Origin of the sequence: Bacillus sp. MM09(2025), assembly GCF_050496725.1 — a bacterium.
Taxonomy (GTDB): domain Bacteria; phylum Bacillota; class Bacilli; order Bacillales; family Bacillaceae; genus Bacillus; species Bacillus pumilus.
In genome coordinates this window covers 275359-292955 of the sequence record NZ_JBNWEN010000003.1, presented here as the reverse complement: position 1 = coordinate 292955, position 17597 = coordinate 275359, and the positions used below count along the sequence as shown (strand labels likewise).

Sequence of the window (17597 nt, the reverse complement as noted above, 5' to 3'; positions counted from 1 at the left end):
TATTCGCCTTTTCCTTGCTCTCTTTTTTATAGGTCTTTATATACAGGTTCTGCATTTTTTAGTTTATCTACTCGCTCTTCTTTTCCAGTATCTGCATTAATGAACATTCGATACGTATCATTTTTTATCGTCCCAAGGAACTCATAGCATAAAACTTCCTCTGACATATCGTTTTGAACAATCGCTATATGAGCATCTTCGATTTTCACATGCTGATTGAGCGTTTTCTTCGCTTCTTTTTGTGAGATTTTAGGTGCTTTGATGTCTCTTGTTTTATGATTCGTTAAATAGTCTTTCGCTGAAAATCCAACCACTTCACCATCGTCTAATGCGACCTTCATGCGTATACTATCTGGATAAAGTAGTACATTTTTTTGAAGAGGAACATAGGTAAATACACCGATATTATCAAATTGCGCACTTTCATCTAAATGGAACGACTCTGCATCAAATCCTTGCTTCTTTAAGAAGCTGAGTGCTTTTTCTGATGCTTGATTTAAACTGATTTTCTGTTTTTTCACGTCTCGATTTTGAAGAAGGTAAACTGGGTGTCCTCCTTTTTCAGTCAAGTCTAAATAGAAATTCGCTTTACTATCAGGATCTGACATCGATAAGCTGTACACATCTCGATTGGTTTTGCTTCCGCTTTTTCTCACCTTAAAATGTTGATTATGATCAGGTGTGAATTGCTGGGCAATGCGTATCGCTTCTTTCTTTGAAATTTTTTTACCTTTTAAATGATTGTAGCCGCGTGTTTCTGCTTCTGTGGACACATTTGTCGGTCCGAGATCGACATCTGCAAATGCATCTGCATTTCTCTCTACTGTTTTCAATCCGTCAATGATGGTGTTATCATTCTTTCGGTCACCATCAGCAAGTGCCATTTCAACATCCATCCATTTTAAATTTTTGTTGAGGACGAGATGCTGCACTTGTCTCAGTTCGTTTTGAATATCAGATGCTTGTTGATATAAAGACGTAATGGTTTTGTGCGTATTTTTGTTTAATGGTTCATCTGATAAGGATTTGACTGATGATTTGTAGCTAAAGTCTCCGACATTCGCCAAAAATTCTTCCGTTTTGTTAAAAGGCATTAATGTGAGCGGAAGCTGACTCACATTGTTATGTGCTTCTGATGACATTCTCCATACATCTGCAAGTGCTGGTGAAATCGACGATTGGCTGTTCATCGCAAGCGTTGCCCCAAGTTTGTCGTGCAGCTGATCCACTTGGAACGTTAAATCGTGGAATGCCCTCTGATAGTTGTTCTCTGCGTGCAGTAGCACTGCGTCTTTTTCTTGATGCTCTTTATAGCCCCAATAACCTGTTGAGATGACAGCAATTCCTAAAATGGCAATCAATATTCCTCTGATCATTTATTTACACCTCTTTTTATTCGCAGAAAATATGTTTCCCGATGCGTTTAATTTGTGGTCTTCCCCAAATCCATGGACTTGTTGCTGTATCAGGATTAAAGTAGTAGACGGCACTCTCAGAAGGGTCCCAGCCGTTAATGGCATCAAACACAGCTTTTTTTGCAGTTTCATTTGGTGACATATAAAATTGGCCATCCGCCACAGCTGTAAACGCAAGCGGTTCAAAAATAACACCTGCGATTGTATTTGGAAAAGTCGGGTGGTTCAATCGGTTTAAGATAACGGCAGCGATCGCCACCTGTCCTTCATACGGCTCGCCCCTTGCTTCGCTATAAACCGCTTGTGATAAGAGCTGAATATCATTACTAGAAAAACCACCTGGCATGTTGGCTGCCGTTTGTTTCGGTGTTTGAGTTGCTTGCTGATTGCCTGACTGTTTCGCAGACTTTCCAGATGCTCCGCTTTGACTTTTTTGATTCTCTTTTGCGCCTTGAGCTGTCTTTTTTTGTGAGCTTCTTTTCGCAGGAGCTTTTGTTTGCTGATCAAGAGGCTTCCCGCCATAATGGGTAAACTCATTCCCCTTTTGCAGCTGCTGCTGAACAAAGTCTTTATAGTATTTTGTCTTTTGAACTAATAGGTTTTTTGTTTGTTTACCTACAAGTCCGTCTACTTTCTTTACACCATATTGGCTTTGAAAGTTGCGTACGGCCCAGTACGTCCCCCAGCCATATACACCATCAATTTTGCCATTATAAAAGCCATTGTATTGGAGCCGTGCTTGCAGCTCGACAACATCTTCTCCTGTTGCACCTCGCTGGATAACTTGACTGGTGAAGGCTTCACTTTTTTCAGCTGTCATCAGTGAGGTTGCGAGTAGAACGATTGAGAAGATAAGGACGATTTGTTTCATGAAACGAGCTTTGTCCATATTTGATCCTCCTGTACTTTTGATGTTTGAATATATATTTCTTCCGATCCCTATTTTTATACATTCATCACAGGAGAGAATTGGTTGAAAAGACAAAAAAACGCCCTATCAACTGATAGGACGTTTTTCCACATTAAATCTGCACCATTTTCACGGAACGAGCCTTTTTTGCTTTTCGCAGGCCAAACCACCATAAAAAAATCATGAATGGCAGCATGATATATCCCCAATTTTCCATCCCTAACAATATGAAATCATAAAGGCCGTGAAAAAGCACAGGAAGCGTTAAAGAAAGGATCAGCCATTTGCGCTGCTCCTTTTTTTCAGAAAAGCGGGCTTTGCCAATATAAAACCCCATCACAACACCGAATAAAGCATGACTTGAGACGGGTAATAAAGCACGGGTAAACGCATATTCAACCCCGTGACCGACTAAATAAAGAATATTTTCAAGTGTTGCGAAACCAAGTGAGACACTTGTTCCATATACAATCCCATCATAGTGTTCGTCAAATTGGGCATGCGCATAGACGCTGACCATTAAAATAAACCATTTTAAAGATTCCTCTAAGAAGCCCGACGTCACAAATGAAATCAAGATAGGGTTCGTTGCGATATGCTCCTCTTGAAGGACATATTGAATAAACATGGTTGGAAACACAAGAATAACGCCTAGCATAAAAGATCTGATGACCATGTGAACCGGCTCATTGTCGTATTGATCTTTCAAATAAAAATAACTTAAAAGTGCGATGCCGGGAGCTAATCCTGCTGAGATGATTGCGATCATAACCAGACCTCTTTCCCTACATTATCCTTCATTATCGTACCATGATTTACCCTTTTTTTATATGACTCGAGCCCATTTTTATGAAAATTACTTTCTATATAATCCCATTTTATATCAAAAAGAACCGAATCCCTTAGAAGGATCCAGTTCTTTATTTATCCGTTCATTCTTTTGTTGATTTCTTCTGCAATAAGCCCCCCATGAAATCTTCCATTTTCAATGAAAATTTCATTGGCATTGTTTCCAGCTGCAATCACTCCTGCGATGAAAATACCTTCTACATTTGTCTCCATCGTCTCTTCATCAAATGCTGGACGACCTGATTCTTGATCAATTGTCACACCCATTTTTTCTAAGAAAGAATGATCTGGATGATAGCCTGTCATGGCAAAAACATAATCACTTTTCACTCGCTCTGTTTGCTCTTGCTGGTTAGTAAAAATCACTTCTTCTTCTGTGATTTCCTTCACCTGCGCTCCAAACTCCATTCGAATCGTTCCATTCCGCACAAGCGCTTCAAACTCTGGCAAAATCCAAGGTTTGATGCTAGATGAATATTCAGTGCCTCGATAAAGTACAGTGACTCTGCTTCCACATTTCACAAGTTCTAGCGCAGCATCGACACTCGAGTTTTTCCCGCCGATCACCGTTACATCTTTATCAAAGTATGGGTGTCCTTCTTTAAAATAATGATACACATGTGGAAGGTCTTCTCCTTTAACGTTCATATAGTTTGGATGATCATAGTAGCCAGTAGCAATCACGACATAATCACATACATAGTCGTCTTTTGATGTGCTCACGGTAAAATGACCGTCTTTTTTCGTCACAGCGTTCACTTTTTCAAAAGCATGTACACGCAGGCTTTTTCGTCTGACTACTTCTCGATAATAAGACAGTGCCTGGATACGAACGGGCTTGCGATTTTCAGTAATAAAAGCGACATCACCAATCTCAAGCTTTTCACTTGAACTAAAAAAGGTTTGATGTGTTGGGTAATGATAAATACTGTTGACGACATTCCCCTTTTCAATGACAAGTGCATCAATTCCAATTTGCTTGAATGCGATGGCAGCTGATAGCCCGCATGGGCCGCCTCCTATTATGATCGCTTTTTCTTGTTTCATTTGTTCCACTCCTGTCGTTTCAATGCAATAACAATTGCTAGCTGTTTATGAGTTGTTCCATTCCATAAAAAAATCTCCTATTTAAGGATAGGAGATTTTAAGGCACGATGCAAATGAGCCGCTTAAATCCAGCCTCTGAATCGAGAAGCTTCAGCCATTTTACGTACGCCGACCATATATGCAGCAAGACGCATATCGATGCGGCGATTTTGCGCCATTTCATAAATATTATTAAATGATTTCACCATCATATCTTCTAAACGAGTTTCGACTTCCTCTTCAGTCCAGTAGAACCCTTGGTTATTCTGCACCCATTCAAAGTAAGAAACCGTTACACCACCCGCACTCGCAAGTACGTCTGGGACAAGCAGTACTCCACGATCTGAAAGAATTTTGGTTCCTTCAAGTGTCGTTGGACCATTTGCTGCTTCTACGACAATTTTAGCTTTAATGTTTGCCGCGTTATCTTCAGTGATCTGGTTCTCAATGGCTGCAGGTACTAAGATATCACAATCGAGCTCAAGCAGCTCTTTGTTTGTGATGGTATCGTTAAATAATTTAGTAACGGTTCCAAAGCTGTCACGTCGGTCAAGCAAGTAGTCAATATCAAGACCATCTTCATCGTATAACCCGCCGTAAGCATCTGAAATCCCTACGATTTTCGCTCCGGCATCATACATGAATTTAGCCAAGTAGCTTCCTGCATTTCCGAATCCCTGTACGACAACACGTGCTCCGTTAATGTCAATTCCTTTTTTCTTCGCCGCTTCTTTGATGCAGATCGTCACACCTTTTGCTGTTGCAGTATCACGTCCGTGTGATCCTCCAAGCACAATTGGTTTTCCTGTAATAAATCCTGGCGAGTTAAATTCATCCATTCTAGAATATTCGTCCATCATCCATGCCATAATCTGAGAGTTTGTAAACACATCTGGTGCTGGTACATCTTTCGTTGGACCAACGATTTGACTGATTGCACGAACATAGCCGCGGCTTAGTTTTTCAAGCTCCCTAAATGACATTTCTCTTGGATCACAGATAATACCGCCTTTTCCTCCGCCATAAGGAAGATCCACAATACCACATTTTAAACTCATCCAAATTGAAAGCGCTTTTACTTCTTTTTCAGTAACGTTCGGGTGGAAACGAATACCGCCTTTTGTCGGTCCGACAGCATCATTGTGCTGCGCACGGTAACCAGTGAAAATTTTCACTGATCCATCATCCATTCGTACTGGAATTTTCACAGTTAATAGACGAATTGGCTCCTTCAGCAATTCATACACTTCTTGCGGATACCCTAATTTGTCTAGCGCTTTATGTATGACGGTTTGAGTTGACTTTAAAACATCTAGCTTATCTTCTGCGTTATGAGCGGCGTTTTGATCGGCTGCCATTAAAATAAACCCCCTAGAAATCTTTCATGATCTACTGCTCCCTTTCAAGCAATAGTATACACCTTCGTACTGGTAAAGCAAAGGTAAAAAACGTTTTTTATCAAAATAAAATATCAGCGTTTATAAATATAAAAAGGATATAAAAAAATACTGTTGTTTCATCACAACAGTATTAAATATAATAGAAAAAAGTGATTAAAAATACATTTGAATCGTTTTCACTGCATCATCTTGCATGATCACTTTTCCGTATTCTTTTAGCCGATGGATCGTTAATGTCGTAGGAGAACCGAACTCCGCTAAAATGGAAATGACGGTATCAGCAGACAGTTCTTCAAAATCATCTAGGCTGAGAAAATATTGACCTTCATAATGGTAAACTGTACCCCCTAAAAGTCCAATACGACTTAAACTATGGGACAGTTGAATCACATCTTCAAACGAGGCAAATTGATAGAGCACATGATGACTCTCGTCGAGCTTGACTTGCATCTCAATGTAATCTTCATCAAACTCTTCATCATCATCCTCATCCTGCTGACTCTTTGTGACAATGACGACCATCCCCTGCGCCTGAAGTGAAAATACTTCAACAGCAATCGGTCCACTCGCTTCAAAACCGAGCTCCTGATTCGCTTCGTTCATCATGTCTTTAAACAGTTGATGGACTTTGAACGAATCTTTCCAAAGGTCTTCTTTCGTAAGACCCCGGTCTGTCAGGTCATCTAGTGTGAGAAAAATTTTGATTTTATTATAATTCAGACGCTCCAGTCGCATAACGTTCCCTCCTGCCTCTTCTAAACACACATCATACTGTAGTATATGAGATGATGAGTCATAGGTTCTTAATTTTGTATTCAGTTTACACTGTGTCAAGACGGAAGACAAGCATGAAGCTATGCTTCCGGTGACTTTTATGGAAAATACTGAGGGCGCAGCAAGTCATCGCGTTTTGACAGGCATTAAATAGATCAGATGAGTTTCTGGTTCTGCCCCGAGACGCATTGGAATCTTTGTTGTTCCATAGCCATTACTAATGAGAAAAAATGCGCCTTTGACCTGACCTGTTCTTCCTTTTTCATACGGACCAAATTTCCCAATTCTGATCTGACCTCCATGCGTATGACCGCTCAGAACAAGGTCGATCCCCTCATCTTCACTCATTAAATGATGTATATCTGGGTTGTGTGATAAGAGAATATTTACGTCATCTTTTACAAACTCAGGCCGTATCGCTTCATAATCCGCCTTTTCAAGCCGAATATCGTCGATGCCTCCAATTTTGATTGGCTGGCCTTCGAAATCCCACACAGCTGTTTCATTTTGCAGAGTCGTCACATCGCAAGCATGAAGAATCTCTTTAAGCTTTTGCTGGTGCAGCTCGTGATCATTATTTCCCCAAATAAAATAAACGGGTGCAATTCTTGATAAACGTTTCACATTTTCTTCAATTCTGGCGTAGGGTACACCTTTTTCTGCTAAGTCCCCGCCTATCATAATAACATCCGGTTTTTCTTGTGTGACTTCCGCTAATAATGAGTCACTAATCAGCCGCCGGTGTGTATCAGAAATAAAGAAAATCACTGCTGGTCGATCTGATTGAAGTGCTTCTATTGTAAAGTAATGCTTTTTGATGTTGTTTTGTTTTGCCGTTTTCACCATTTTTGCCGTTACACACACACCTGTTGTAACAGCCGCAATGGCGGCAGTAAATCCGATGGCATATTTCATCATAAATGGCTCCCTTGCATATGTGTCGTTCATAAGACGCTTGAATGAAAAAAGACGTTTCAACTATTAAAACGTCTTTTTACACATTTATTTACTTTCATAATAGAGATTAATGTCATATTGCTGCTGCATATAGTGAAAAACCGCTTCACGCTCTTTCCACTGGTCTGATTGCGGCCATAAGTCTGTGCTTTTTTGTATAATCTCACATCTGAGGCGATGATATTCATCCTCAGCCTTTTCTTCTTTTTTCTTATAATAATAAGAAGCATAAAAAGCAAACACCTCAGCCATTATCCAAAATAGAAAAACCTCATGACCGAGCAGTGTTGCAATCATCGCTTCTGGCTGAAGAGAGCCTCCCTTATTTGCCGTTATCACAAAATAAAACAAAAGAATCGCCAGTGACAAAAGGGCTGTCCATTGCCACCTTTTGCACTGCTTGGCAAAGCCCTCATATTTGTGCTTTCTTTTGATCAATGTTTCCATCATTTTCAGTGTCGGCTGATCCATATAGCGGCTGATTGCGTGCAACGTCATCACATACACCCTGTCCCTTTTTTCTACATATGTATGTGCTTTTTCATTCGTTCATGTCAGGTAATTAGTTTTCCAATGGAATGTTGAGCACTTGACCACTGTATACACTGTTCCCATTTAAATGATTGTAGGCTTTTATTTTCTCTTCACCTGATCGGCTTTTGTAATATTTCATCGAAATTCGATACAGGTTTTCCTCTGGTCCAACAGTGTGCTGCACGACACGGATTGGCTTTTCTTCCTGCTTCTTTTTCTCTTCGGCTTCTTTTCGTTTTTTCTCTTCTTGCTGTTTTTGGAGAGCTAGCTGCTGCTGTTCACGCTTTTTCGCAGCTGCGGCTTTTTCGCGCTCTTTTCTCTCTTTAGCAGCTTTTTCTTTTTTCTTTTGCTCTGCTTTTTCTTTTGATCGCTGCTTTTCTTTTTCTTCATCTTTCTTTTTCTTCTCTTCATCAGACGCATCCGCTTTATCAGCGGTTGCGTCATTTTTTGTTTCGGCTAGTGCTGACGGAACTGGGTCTGTGTCAGCACTTGAGGTTTTATCAATGTATACTCCTTGATTGTTATTATCGTTAATTTCCTTTGAAGTGTAGTAGATCAATAGAAAGAAAACAGTGATGACGATGATTGGAAAAATAATAGCCAATGTCGTAAACAAAGGATTGCGCACTTTTTTCGTACGCTGCTTCTTATATTCATGAAAGTCTTCTCGCGTAGGAAAGTGAGAGTCATCAGAAGGATGTACTTTTTCTTCAAGAATTTCCTCTACATTGTCGTCATGATTGTTTGTCAGCTGCGCCTTCTTTCTCTGCATTCTCGACATTTCTTCCATGTTCATCCCTCCCCTTATATTTCAAACGAATTTGACAAGCAAAGACTAAGTCAATGACAAAATGTGTCATAACAGGAACAAACAAATTCCCCGTCCACTCGTATAAAAGTCCTAAAAAAATACTAATGGAAACCACGAGGATAAACAAGAGTATTTTTGATAAATAGCGAAAGTGAAGTAGCGCAAACACGATGCTGGCAATCTCAAGTCCAAATTGCTGTTGAACAATTCCGCGAAATAGTATTTCCTCTGAAAAGGCAATGAGAAGTGCTAACCAAACAATATGCGGGATGCTTCGGTTTTTGAACATCTTTTCATTTAAACCGCCATCATCATACATATGAGCAGGAAACACCTTCATGACAATTGCATCCACAATAATGACGAGCAAAGCACCGCCAATTCCATATGTCAGAATGCGCATATCACGAATCTGCCAAAGGGCTGTAAATTCCGTCCATTGATCGAACATAAATATGCCTAGTAAAAAAGAAACGATAAGCATGAGCAACTGAGTGAAATACAGCTGTTCTACGACTTGTCGATCGGTTAATTTTTCAATGATTCGGCGATGTTGTTCAATCAATGCTGCGCCTCTTTTGGCAGATGAAACATACGATCCAGCACAGTCTTCCAGTGTTTCATTTCATTCAGCTCCAATGATTGTTCTTTTTTTTCATAATCAGACAGGTTCAGCCCGCAAAAAGAGCAGCAATAATCAGAGGATTCGCGCTCTGTTTGATCAAGCTGTTCGTGAAAATATGATAACAGAGATTGTCTAAAGCAGTCATGATCCATGATCAGCTCTTTAAATTGCCACACTTTTCTCAGCTTTTCTGTTTGTCTGTCCTGTAATTTTTCTTTTAGATTCATAAGGATTGCCAGGCGCTGTTCGGACTCATGCATCATGTAATAATGCGTCAGCATTCTTGCACGCGTCTCCTGAAGCCCTGTTTCCATCAATCGTTCACGTAATTTTTTTTCATCATTTGTCTGCATTTGTGTCAGTTGGGCTAAATAGAAATCAATTTCTGGCTCGTCAAATCCTTCTGCTTGGATCAAGTGTTGCTGAATATCTGCATCCTCTTCTGTATATAAAAGAATGCTCACACTGTTTTTCCCGTCCCTTCCCGCTCTTCCAATCTCTTGCATAAATGCTTCAATCGATTGCGGAGGGCTCATATGAATGACAAATCGGATATTCGCTTTATCGATTCCCATGCCAAAAGCACTCGTACAGCAAATGAGATCAAGCTGACCGCTGATAAATTGCTGCTGAATGAGCATACGGTCTCCTGCATCCATTCCGCCATGATAAAACTCAACACGCTGATTGGTTTTTTGTTTCATACAGAGAGCAAGCTCTTCTGTCATTTGCCGGGTTGGGCAATAAATAATGCCTGGTCCTTGCAGAAAATCCGCAAGCTCAATGGCCCGTTTCTCTTTTGCTTCTTTCGATTCGTGCACTTCTTTGACTAAGGCAATGTTCGGACGGTTGACAGAATGAATATGAAAGTCTGGATGCTGTAATCTTAGCGTTTGCACAGTATCTTTTAGCGTTTGTTTCGTTGCTGTAGCTGTAAGAGCTAAAGCCACAGGATGACCTAACGCTTCTCTCCATTCTCCAAGCTTCGAATATTCGGGACGGAAATCATGCCCCCATTCTGATATACAATGCGCTTCATCGACGACAAACAGACCAATACGCATCGATTTGAGCTGTTCAAGCAGCACTTCTGACATTAATGCCTCAGGTGCGACAAATAAAAATTTATATGATGGCAAATGCCGAATGATATGTCGCTTCTCCTGAAAAGACAATGTGCTATTAAGCGCCGCCACTCGTTTTTCTCCGCGCATTTTCATTCGTTCGACTTGGTCCTCCATAAGCGATAAAAGCGGCGAAATAATCAGAACCAACCCGTCTGTCATATAACCGGGAATTTGATAGCAAAGTGACTTCCCTCCACCAGTAGGCAGCATGGCAACCGTATCTTTTTGTTGCAGTACACTTCGAATAATGTCCTCTTGACCTGCTTTAAATGTGTCATGGCCAAAGTATCGCATGAGCGTCTGATGAAGCTTATCCATTTGCTTTCACCATCCTTGTCAGTGCCAATCGTATTTGAAAATAAGTAAATGGATGCTCGAGTTTTTCTTTAATCAGCTTCATTTTATTTGTTTGCAGCTCTCTGGCTACAGCAAGGATCTCCCGCTGCTCTTTTATACTCACATAGGGATCTATTGAAAAGCTTGGCTCATGTATCGACAGCTCCACGATATGATCTTCAATCGTTGCCTTTTTTAATGAACGAATGTGAGCAATTTGTTCAATATCAAATCCTTTTTGGACAAGCTCAAGTGTTTTGTGAGTAGAAGTTGTTAACACGCGTTTGAATTCAAGGTCACCTACGAGCTGCTGCAAAATCGGCGCCTCACCTTTTTGGGCAGATTGAATAAAATAATGGAGTACATTCCAAAAAAGCATGTACACATACCACACATCTTCTTTCATCCACTCCGCCATTTGCTGATACGTACGCCCGATTCGTTCATTTGAGGTCAATGAGTAAACAAAAATCAGTGCCTCTTGATCACTTAGGTTGATTAGGAGGTGTTCCATTTCATGATGCAGATCTTCTGAAAGCTTGCTTTTCTGCTGATGCTGCTTCAAAAAAGACTTCGTCCAGCTTTGAACCGAGACATCTCTTTGTATTGGAACATATTGATGCGATCCAGCCATATGGTGAGAAAGCACTTGTACAAGTAAAGAGAGCCTCATCCATAGCATCTTTGCTTTATCATGGCATTTGGCACCATGAAAATAAGCAGGCATCGGTTTTTCAGAAAAATGCTGGTGCAGCATTTGCTTCCCTGCTTCAGTGATGCTGAGTGTCTCATCGGTTTTTCTAATGTAGTGCTTCTCTTCAAGCTTTAAAGCAGAACGATTCAGCTGATCCCTCGTAAACCCCGGGTAACAGCCGAAGTACCTGGAAAGCTCAAACAAGCTGGCGTCCTGTATGGTTTGTGATGATTTTTTTCCTTTAAAAAGATGGTAGACAGCACTAATGGAGCGTTCGCCGTTCAATTTATATACGCTGTCCATTAACATGACATCCAAATAATGAAGAGTCATTCATCAAAGCACCTGTCTTCCTGACAAAATTCGAATATTTTCTCCCTTTATTTTAACAGATTTCATACAAGAAGAAATGTTTAAACTCAATTTATAGGGGAAAGTTATGAACAAACCCTTATGTGATAAGCATTCTCAATCACTTTACAGTTGAAATGTGAATTTAAAATCATTACAATAAGGTTTGAGGAAATCGTTTTTTATCGATGAAACTAAAAAGGTTAAACCATGTGTTCCATCGAACTATTTGGGAGGTATTTTTTTAACATGGCAAAATATACAATTGTAGACAAAGACACATGTATTGCTTGCGGCGCATGCGGTGCAGCTGCTCCAGACATTTATGATTATGATGATGAAGGCATTGCATTTGTTACGCTTGACGACAACCAAGGGACTGTAGAAGTTCCAGAAGTACTTGAAGAAGATATGCTTGATGCATTTGAAGGATGTCCAACTGACTCAATCAAAGTTGCGGACGAATCTTTCGAGGGTGACCCACTTAAGCATGAATAGTATAAAAGCCCCTTATGCAGGGGCTTTTTTTATATTAACTATTTTGAAGTCGGCGTTTATTTTCAAACCATGGACGCATTTTCACAAAAATGAAGCTAAATACGATGGTAATGATGATTCCTTTAATAAAGTTAAAAGGTAAAATCCCTGCTGTAATGGTCGTCTTGAGCGCATGATCTGATAGTTCTGGTGCGTTTAAAAACCATGTGTAAGCTGGCAGGAATAAGAAGTAATTTAAAATGCTCATCATCACAGTCATAAGTAATGTACCCATGATCATTGACCAAGCCATTCCTTTTGCTGATTTAATTTTTTTGAACATAAAGGCGACTGGTAAGATGAATAGTGTGCCTGCAATGAAGTTCGCGACTTGCCCAACTGGAACGCCGGACATACTGCCTTGAATGAGATAATGCAGAACATTTTTTAATGCCTCAACGGCAATTCCTGCACCTGGCCCATAAATTAAAATCGCAATAATCGCTGGGATATCGCTGAAATCAATTTTCAAATACGCTGGAAGCCCTGGGAAAGGGAAATCCAATAAAATTAACACGAACGAAATACTGCTAAGCATACTGGTGACGACTAAACGTTTTACTTTACTTTGATTCAATATTCTCTCTCCTTTTCGATCAAATCTTTCGAAAAGAGGATTGTTCAATTTCAGCCACAAAAAAACCGCTCACGAAAACAGGAGCGGGGAATTTAGGCTAGACAAATAAACGTGTGAAAAACCAAGTTTTCAACGTTTACGAACCTCCATCTTCTCCCATCCAGACTATACTGTCGGCTTCGGAATCACACCGAATCCTGCCAAAAAAGGCTCGCGGGCTTAGAGACTATGCTCATCACCGCCGGTAGGGAATTGCACCCTGCCCCGAAGATTGATCATTATTCAATTCGACATCATTATATATGATATATGAGCATTTGTACAGATAAAAATCCTGAGCAATTTCATCAGTTTTAAGAAATCGCAAAAAACTTAAAAATTATAATGACAAATGCGAAAAAATTGGTTATCTTTTGTTTAAAGGTGTCCATTCTTGATAAAGACACCAAGAAATGTTCGTGTTTTCTTTTTCGCTTTACTGCTTTAATTTGATTGACACAGTGAAAAGGAATATGGTAAATTATCAGATATTTATGACGTTTATTTTAGGAGGAAATCTTACGATGTTTCGAGTATTAGTCTCAGATAAAATGAGCAATGACGGTCTTTTACCACTTTTAGAATCAGATTTTGTTGAAATTGTCCAAAAAAATGTAGCAGAAGCAGAAGATGAATTACACACATTTGATGCTTTACTTGTCAGAAGTGCGACGAAAGTGACCAAAGAGCTTTATGAAAAAATGACTTCATTAAAAATTGTCGGCCGTGCCGGTGTGGGAGTAGACAATATTGATATTGATGAAGCAACCAAGCATGGCGTCATTGTGATCAATGCACCAAACGGTAATACGATCTCCACAGCTGAGCATACATTTGCGATGATCTCTTCACTCATGCGTCATATTCCACAAGCTAACATTTCTGTGAAATCAAAAGAATGGAACAGAGGTGCATATGTTGGTGCTGAGCTTTATGGAAAATCTCTTGGGATTGTTGGACTTGGCAGAATCGGAAGCGAAATTGCCCAGCGCGCAAGAGCATTTGGCATGACAGTCAACGTATTTGACCCATTTCTGACAAAGGAACGTGCAGAAAAAATCGGTGTCAATGCCAAGTCACTTGATGAAGTACTCGAAGTATCAGATATCATCACTGTACATACCCCGTTAACAAAAGAAACAAGAGGGCTTCTCAATAAAGAAACAATTGCAAAAACGAAAAAAGGCGTCCGCCTAGTGAACTGTGCACGCGGTGGTATTATTGATGAGCGTGACCTTCTTGAAGCGCTTGAAAGCGGCCATGTTGCAGGAGCTGCACTCGATGTATTTGAGGTAGAACCTCCTACTGATAATCCGCTTGTAGATCATCCGCTCGTCATTGCAACTCCGCATCTTGGCGCATCGACGAAAGAAGCACAATTAAATGTAGCGGCACAAGTATCTGAAGAAGTACTTCAATTTGCAAAAGGACTCCCTGTTATGTCATCTATTAATCTACCAGCGATGACAAAAGATGAGTTCAAAAAAATTCAGCCTTATCATCAGTTTGCAGGAAAGCTCGGACGTCTTGTCTCTCAATCAATGAGAGAACCGGTAAAAGAAGTAGGCATCTCTTACGAAGGCTCTATTTCAAAACTCGAAACATCCTTTATTACAAAAAGTCTCCTGTCAGGCTTTTTAAAAGAGCGTGTTGATTCGACTGTAAATGAAGTCAATGCTGGAATGGTGGCAAAAGAACGCGGCATTAGCTTTAGTGAAAAGATTTCTTCCAGCGAATCTGGTTACGAAAACAGCATTTCTATTGAAGTCAAAGGCGACCTTTCAACCTTTACTCTAAAAGCAACCTATATCCCGCATTTAGGAGAACGCGTTGTTTCCATTAATGGATTTAATATTGATTTTTATCCAGATGGACACCTTGTCTACATCCAGCATACTGATGCACCTGGTGTGATTGGAAAGGTTGGACAAATTTTAGGCGACCATGATGTCAACATTGCGACAATGCAGGTAGGACGTAAAGAAAAAGGCGGCGAAGCCATCATGATGCTTTCTTTCGACAAGCATCTCGAGGACGAAATTGTCAAAAAATTAACCGAAGTGCAAGATATACTTTCTGTGCACCTGATCGACCTATAAAAAATCATGATAAACCTCATGCAAATGCATGAGGTTTATTGTTTTGAAATCATTAAACGATCTCCCGTTCGGATGAGATGAGTGGACAGCTCATTGATCTTTTTCAATTGTTCCACAGTCATCTCATGCGCCTTTGCAATCGACCAAAGGGTATCTCCTTGTTTAATGAGATATGTATTGTTCTCTTGTCCGTTTACATGTAGAGCCGGCTCTTGGAAGCGATCCATCGCAATGATTGTGAGTGGATCTACCGCATCTTCTTTGCTGGCTGACCAATGACCCCTGTGCACCTCAAAATGCAAATGAGTGCCTCTAGACGCCCCTGTGTTGCCGATAATGCCAATTGGCTGTCCTGCTTCTACATGGTCACCCTTTTTAACAAAACGCTCATGTAGATGTGCATAGACGGTTTCATATCCATTTGGATGCTGGATAAACACAACCTCGCCATATGTAGCAGATACATACGAACGCGAGACCACACCTTCACTTGCAGCAAAGATGGATTCTCCTTCTGGCGCAGCTATATCTAATCCCATGTGCGAGCCGCCTCTTGTCCCAAACAAATCCGTGACTTCTCCTTTTATCGGCTCCACCCATTCGCTTGTTTCCTGTGCATGAGCAAAAGGCGAAAAGATCATCAAAAAACAGCTGGCACATATGAAGCAATACCTTTTCATCAGTGACTCCCCTTCTTTGAGGTTCTTTTTATGACAGCTTAGTATACAGCAAGGAAGCTATTTTCTATACATCAAAAAAGAACGCAATTTCTCGCGTCCTTTAACGGTCTTTTATGACAACTGGATTCGGCAGAGCTGGCACCTCTATCGGTTCTTCTAATTCATACGGCCCCACTTGATCTGTTCCTGCCTGTTGAATGGTAACCTCTGTAAAACCAAAATCTTTTGCTGAGAGCAGCAGACCTTCAATGAGTAAAATATGATCATTTGAGTCCGATAATCGCGCTGTTGCTCCAAACGTAATGGTCACATGTTTTCCTTTAGACGTCACTTCTTTAATCGGTTCGTCTTTAATTAATGGATCAAGTCCTGCATCGCTTGTACGCTTCATGGCTTCTACCGCATCTTCATACGATGAATAATGCGCTTTTGACGGCACCAAAAAAGTCCCGCTCTTATTCTCTAAAACATAATAAGCGTGCTTTGTTTGTTTTTCAATCGATATTGCTCCAACGCTTCCATTTGCCAGTTGAAGATGAGACCCTTTGGCTGTCTTGACTTGCACCTGCTTATATTTGCTCCATTTTAGCGTTTCTTTTACCATATCCTTAAACCGGTTGGCTTCTTTTAACGTATCAAGGGACAAATCACTTTTTAATTGAAAAATAAGTGTATCTCCTTTTTCGCGAAGGTCCACCATATCCATATAAGATTGAAGGGGCTTTGTCATTTCAGGCAGCTGCACCTGTTCATATGCGTTCACCATATCCTGCAAATGATCATACCCATCCTCTTTTTCAATACTAATTGGAACCACTTGAGAGGTCGATTCATCTATGTATGCAATGGTCATATACTTTTGCTGCTGCTTATAAGAAACAACGTGTGAGGGCCCATCAGTCTGCTTGACCGCCTCTAATGTGGCGTTCACCTGACTTTTGTCAGCACTTGAATCCATTTTCATTTGCTGTTGATGATCTTGAGCAGCCGGCTGAAATAAATGAGGAGAAATTAAAAACGCCATAAATAAAACCACAACGGTTGCGACCGCTGGACCGATCCATTTGGCACTTTTCTTTTTCTGCCCGCTTGCCATCAGCATCTTCTGGTATATTTGCTTAGATGAACGGTTGTCCTCCACCTTTGGAAGCTGACTTAGTAACACCTTGATTCGTTCTTCGCTCCAATCGGACCTGTTCGTTTTCATTCACTAGCTCCTCCTTCAAAAGCTCCATATGTTTTCGGAGCACTTTCAGGCCTCGGTGCTGCGTTGTTTTGACTTTGCTTTCCGAGAACTTTAGCGCCTTTGCCGTCTCCATGATTGAGTAGCCCTGGATAAATCTTAAAATGATGACAGCTCGTTGATCAATCGTGCACTGATCAAGTGCGGCATAGATTTCTTTTACATTTTCATCCTGCACAGCCAGTTCGTCTGGGAGCAAGTCTGGGTCCTTTACATCCTGCTTATCCCAATCAAACGTGCCGAGTACCCGTTGTCTAATGGTTTGCTGTTTGCGAAACCAATCAATTGCCACATGCCTTGCAATCGAAAACAGCCATGTTTTCTCGCTGCTTCTTCCTTCAAAAGTTTTATATGAGTGAAGTACCCGGATGTAAACCTCCTGAACGAGATCCTCTGCCTGATTTTTATCTTTAACCATATAAAATAAAAACTGGTACAAATCTTGATGGTACGAATCATATATTTTTTGAAAGGTTTCATGCATAGGAAACCCCTCCGTTCACTTATTTTTGTCGAGTGACTCTTACAAAACGTTACATTACAACTTTATGAC

18 protein-coding genes and 1 riboswitch are annotated in these 17597 nt (G+C 40.5%); of the genes, 2 read left to right on the top strand and 16 right to left on the bottom strand.

Features of this window, described 5'->3' with window-relative positions:
• Nucleotides 1-26 precede the first annotated feature (26 nt).
• The 12 genes from ypeB to ACQYAC_RS05695 form a co-directional block, all read right to left on the bottom strand.
• Nucleotides 27-1376: a germination protein YpeB gene (gene ypeB, locus ACQYAC_RS05750; protein WP_429942895.1), complete on the bottom strand. Its 1350-nt coding sequence runs from the start codon at nucleotides 1374-1376 to the stop codon at nucleotides 27-29.
• A 16-nt stretch (nucleotides 1377-1392) separates the two neighbouring features.
• Nucleotides 1393-2304: a spore cortex-lytic enzyme gene (gene sleB, locus ACQYAC_RS05745; RefSeq protein WP_169057081.1), complete on the bottom strand. Its 912-nt coding sequence runs from the start codon at nucleotides 2302-2304 to the stop codon at nucleotides 1393-1395.
• 133 nt (nucleotides 2305-2437) lie between these two features.
• Nucleotides 2438-3094, bottom strand: coding sequence for a glutamic-type intramembrane protease PrsW (prsW, locus tag ACQYAC_RS05740; RefSeq protein WP_058014798.1), 657 nt, complete (start codon nucleotides 3092-3094; stop codon nucleotides 2438-2440).
• A 155-nt stretch (nucleotides 3095-3249) separates the two neighbouring features.
• The gene (locus ACQYAC_RS05735; RefSeq protein ID WP_058014797.1) at nucleotides 3250-4221 is read right to left on the bottom strand and encodes a YpdA family putative bacillithiol disulfide reductase; all 972 of its coding nucleotides are present in this window, start codon (nucleotides 4219-4221) and stop codon (nucleotides 3250-3252) included.
• A 122-nt stretch (nucleotides 4222-4343) separates the two neighbouring features.
• Nucleotides 4344-5618: a Glu/Leu/Phe/Val family dehydrogenase gene (locus tag ACQYAC_RS05730; protein ID WP_058014796.1), complete on the bottom strand. Its 1275-nt coding sequence runs from the start codon at nucleotides 5616-5618 to the stop codon at nucleotides 4344-4346.
• A 195-nt stretch (nucleotides 5619-5813) separates the two neighbouring features.
• Nucleotides 5814-6395, bottom strand: a complete 582-nt coding sequence (locus tag ACQYAC_RS05725; RefSeq protein ID WP_058014795.1) for a genetic competence negative regulator — start codon at nucleotides 6393-6395, stop codon at nucleotides 5814-5816.
• Between the two features lie 165 nt (nucleotides 6396-6560).
• Complete coding sequence (locus ACQYAC_RS05720) at nucleotides 6561-7349, bottom strand: metallophosphoesterase (RefSeq protein ID WP_429942894.1); 789 nt, start codon at nucleotides 7347-7349, stop codon at nucleotides 6561-6563.
• Between the two features lie 87 nt (nucleotides 7350-7436).
• Nucleotides 7437-7889: a DUF2663 family protein gene (locus ACQYAC_RS05715; protein ID WP_058014794.1), complete on the bottom strand. Its 453-nt coding sequence runs from the start codon at nucleotides 7887-7889 to the stop codon at nucleotides 7437-7439.
• A 64-nt stretch (nucleotides 7890-7953) separates the two neighbouring features.
• Entirely contained in the window at nucleotides 7954-8715 is a 762-nt protein-coding gene (locus ACQYAC_RS05710; RefSeq protein WP_429942893.1) for a LysM peptidoglycan-binding domain-containing protein, read from the bottom strand.
• Nucleotides 8660-9301, bottom strand: a complete 642-nt coding sequence (locus ACQYAC_RS05705) for a CPBP family intramembrane glutamic endopeptidase (protein WP_058014792.1) — start codon at nucleotides 9299-9301, stop codon at nucleotides 8660-8662. The genes ACQYAC_RS05710 and ACQYAC_RS05705 overlap by 56 nt, the downstream gene beginning before the upstream one ends.
• A complete protein-coding gene (locus tag ACQYAC_RS05700) occupies nucleotides 9298-10806 on the bottom strand; it encodes a RecQ family ATP-dependent DNA helicase (protein WP_429942892.1) in 1509 nt (502 codons plus the stop codon). Before ACQYAC_RS05700 ends, ACQYAC_RS05705 begins: the two co-directional genes overlap by 4 nt.
• Nucleotides 10799-11851, bottom strand: coding sequence for a helix-turn-helix domain-containing protein (locus ACQYAC_RS05695; RefSeq protein ID WP_429942891.1), 1053 nt, complete (start codon nucleotides 11849-11851; stop codon nucleotides 10799-10801). The genes ACQYAC_RS05700 and ACQYAC_RS05695 overlap by 8 nt, the downstream gene beginning before the upstream one ends.
• Nucleotides 11852-12118: 267 nt before the next feature.
• Between ACQYAC_RS05695 and ACQYAC_RS05690 the strand changes: the two genes are divergently transcribed.
• Nucleotides 12119-12367, top strand: coding sequence for a ferredoxin (locus tag ACQYAC_RS05690; protein ID WP_003215700.1), 249 nt, complete (start codon nucleotides 12119-12121; stop codon nucleotides 12365-12367).
• Nucleotides 12368-12401: 34 nt separating this feature from the next.
• Here ACQYAC_RS05690 and ACQYAC_RS05685 read toward each other — a convergent pair whose 3' ends face one another.
• Nucleotides 12402-12983 (bottom strand): ECF transporter S component, encoded by a 582-nt coding sequence (locus ACQYAC_RS05685; protein WP_012010414.1) that lies wholly within the window; start codon nucleotides 12981-12983, stop codon nucleotides 12402-12404.
• A 144-nt stretch (nucleotides 12984-13127) separates the two neighbouring features.
• A riboswitch (FMN riboswitch) is annotated at nucleotides 13128-13259 on the bottom strand.
• Nucleotides 13260-13546: 287 nt separating this feature from the next.
• Here ACQYAC_RS05685 and serA point away from each other — a divergent pair.
• On the top strand, nucleotides 13547-15121 hold the full coding sequence (gene serA / locus ACQYAC_RS05680) for a phosphoglycerate dehydrogenase (RefSeq protein ID WP_429942890.1): 1575 nt from the start codon (nucleotides 13547-13549) through the stop codon (nucleotides 15119-15121).
• Between the two features lie 35 nt (nucleotides 15122-15156).
• Here the strand turns inward: serA and ACQYAC_RS05675 are convergent, their stop codons facing one another.
• The 3 genes from ACQYAC_RS05675 to sigX form a co-directional block, all read right to left on the bottom strand.
• Nucleotides 15157-15801 carry a M23 family metallopeptidase gene (locus tag ACQYAC_RS05675; protein WP_169057071.1) on the bottom strand — a complete coding sequence of 215 codons (645 nt, stop codon included), beginning with the start codon at nucleotides 15799-15801 and terminating at the stop codon, nucleotides 15157-15159.
• A 100-nt stretch (nucleotides 15802-15901) separates the two neighbouring features.
• Nucleotides 15902-17008: a sigma X negative regulator gene (locus ACQYAC_RS05670; RefSeq protein WP_429942889.1), complete on the bottom strand. Its 1107-nt coding sequence runs from the start codon at nucleotides 17006-17008 to the stop codon at nucleotides 15902-15904.
• Nucleotides 16920-17528, bottom strand: a complete 609-nt coding sequence (sigX, locus tag ACQYAC_RS05665) for an RNA polymerase sigma factor SigX (protein ID WP_003215976.1) — start codon at nucleotides 17526-17528, stop codon at nucleotides 16920-16922. The genes ACQYAC_RS05670 and sigX overlap by 89 nt, the downstream gene beginning before the upstream one ends.
• Nucleotides 17529-17597 lie beyond the last annotated feature (69 nt).

What these genes read in the sequence shown, in the direction of transcription:
- ypeB (WP_429942895.1), bottom strand. Translation starts at nt 1,376, where the DNA reads ATGATCAGAGGAATATTGATTGCCATTTTAGGAATTGCTGTCATCTCA.
- sleB (WP_169057081.1), bottom strand. Translation starts at nt 2,304, where the DNA reads ATGGACAAAGCTCGTTTCATGAAACAAATCGTCCTTATCTTCTCAATC.
- prsW (WP_058014798.1), bottom strand. Translation starts at nt 3,094, where the DNA reads ATGATCGCAATCATCTCAGCAGGATTAGCTCCCGGCATCGCACTTTTA.
- ACQYAC_RS05735 (WP_058014797.1), bottom strand. Translation starts at nt 4,221, where the DNA reads ATGAAACAAGAAAAAGCGATCATAATAGGAGGCGGCCCATGCGGGCTA.
- ACQYAC_RS05730 (WP_058014796.1), bottom strand. Translation starts at nt 5,618, where the DNA reads ATGGCAGCCGATCAAAACGCCGCTCATAACGCAGAAGATAAGCTAGAT.
- ACQYAC_RS05725 (WP_058014795.1), bottom strand. Translation starts at nt 6,395, where the DNA reads ATGCGACTGGAGCGTCTGAATTATAATAAAATCAAAATTTTTCTCACA.
- ACQYAC_RS05720 (WP_429942894.1), bottom strand. Translation starts at nt 7,349, where the DNA reads ATGAAATATGCCATCGGATTTACTGCCGCCATTGCGGCTGTTACAACA.
- ACQYAC_RS05715 (WP_058014794.1), bottom strand. Translation starts at nt 7,889, where the DNA reads ATGACGTTGCACGCAATCAGCCGCTATATGGATCAGCCGACACTGAAA.
- ACQYAC_RS05710 (WP_429942893.1), bottom strand. Translation starts at nt 8,715, where the DNA reads ATGGAAGAAATGTCGAGAATGCAGAGAAAGAAGGCGCAGCTGACAAAC.
- ACQYAC_RS05700 (WP_429942892.1), bottom strand. Translation starts at nt 10,806, where the DNA reads ATGGATAAGCTTCATCAGACGCTCATGCGATACTTTGGCCATGACACA.
- ACQYAC_RS05695 (WP_429942891.1), bottom strand. Translation starts at nt 11,851, where the DNA reads ATGACTCTTCATTATTTGGATGTCATGTTAATGGACAGCGTATATAAA.
- ACQYAC_RS05690 (WP_003215700.1), top strand. Translation starts at nt 12,119, where the DNA reads ATGGCAAAATATACAATTGTAGACAAAGACACATGTATTGCTTGCGGC.
- serA (WP_429942890.1), top strand. Translation starts at nt 13,547, where the DNA reads ATGTTTCGAGTATTAGTCTCAGATAAAATGAGCAATGACGGTCTTTTA.
- ACQYAC_RS05675 (WP_169057071.1), bottom strand. Translation starts at nt 15,801, where the DNA reads ATGAAAAGGTATTGCTTCATATGTGCCAGCTGTTTTTTGATGATCTTT.
- ACQYAC_RS05670 (WP_429942889.1), bottom strand. Translation starts at nt 17,008, where the DNA reads ATGAAAACGAACAGGTCCGATTGGAGCGAAGAACGAATCAAGGTGTTA.
- sigX (WP_003215976.1), bottom strand. Translation starts at nt 17,528, where the DNA reads ATGCATGAAACCTTTCAAAAAATATATGATTCGTACCATCAAGATTTG.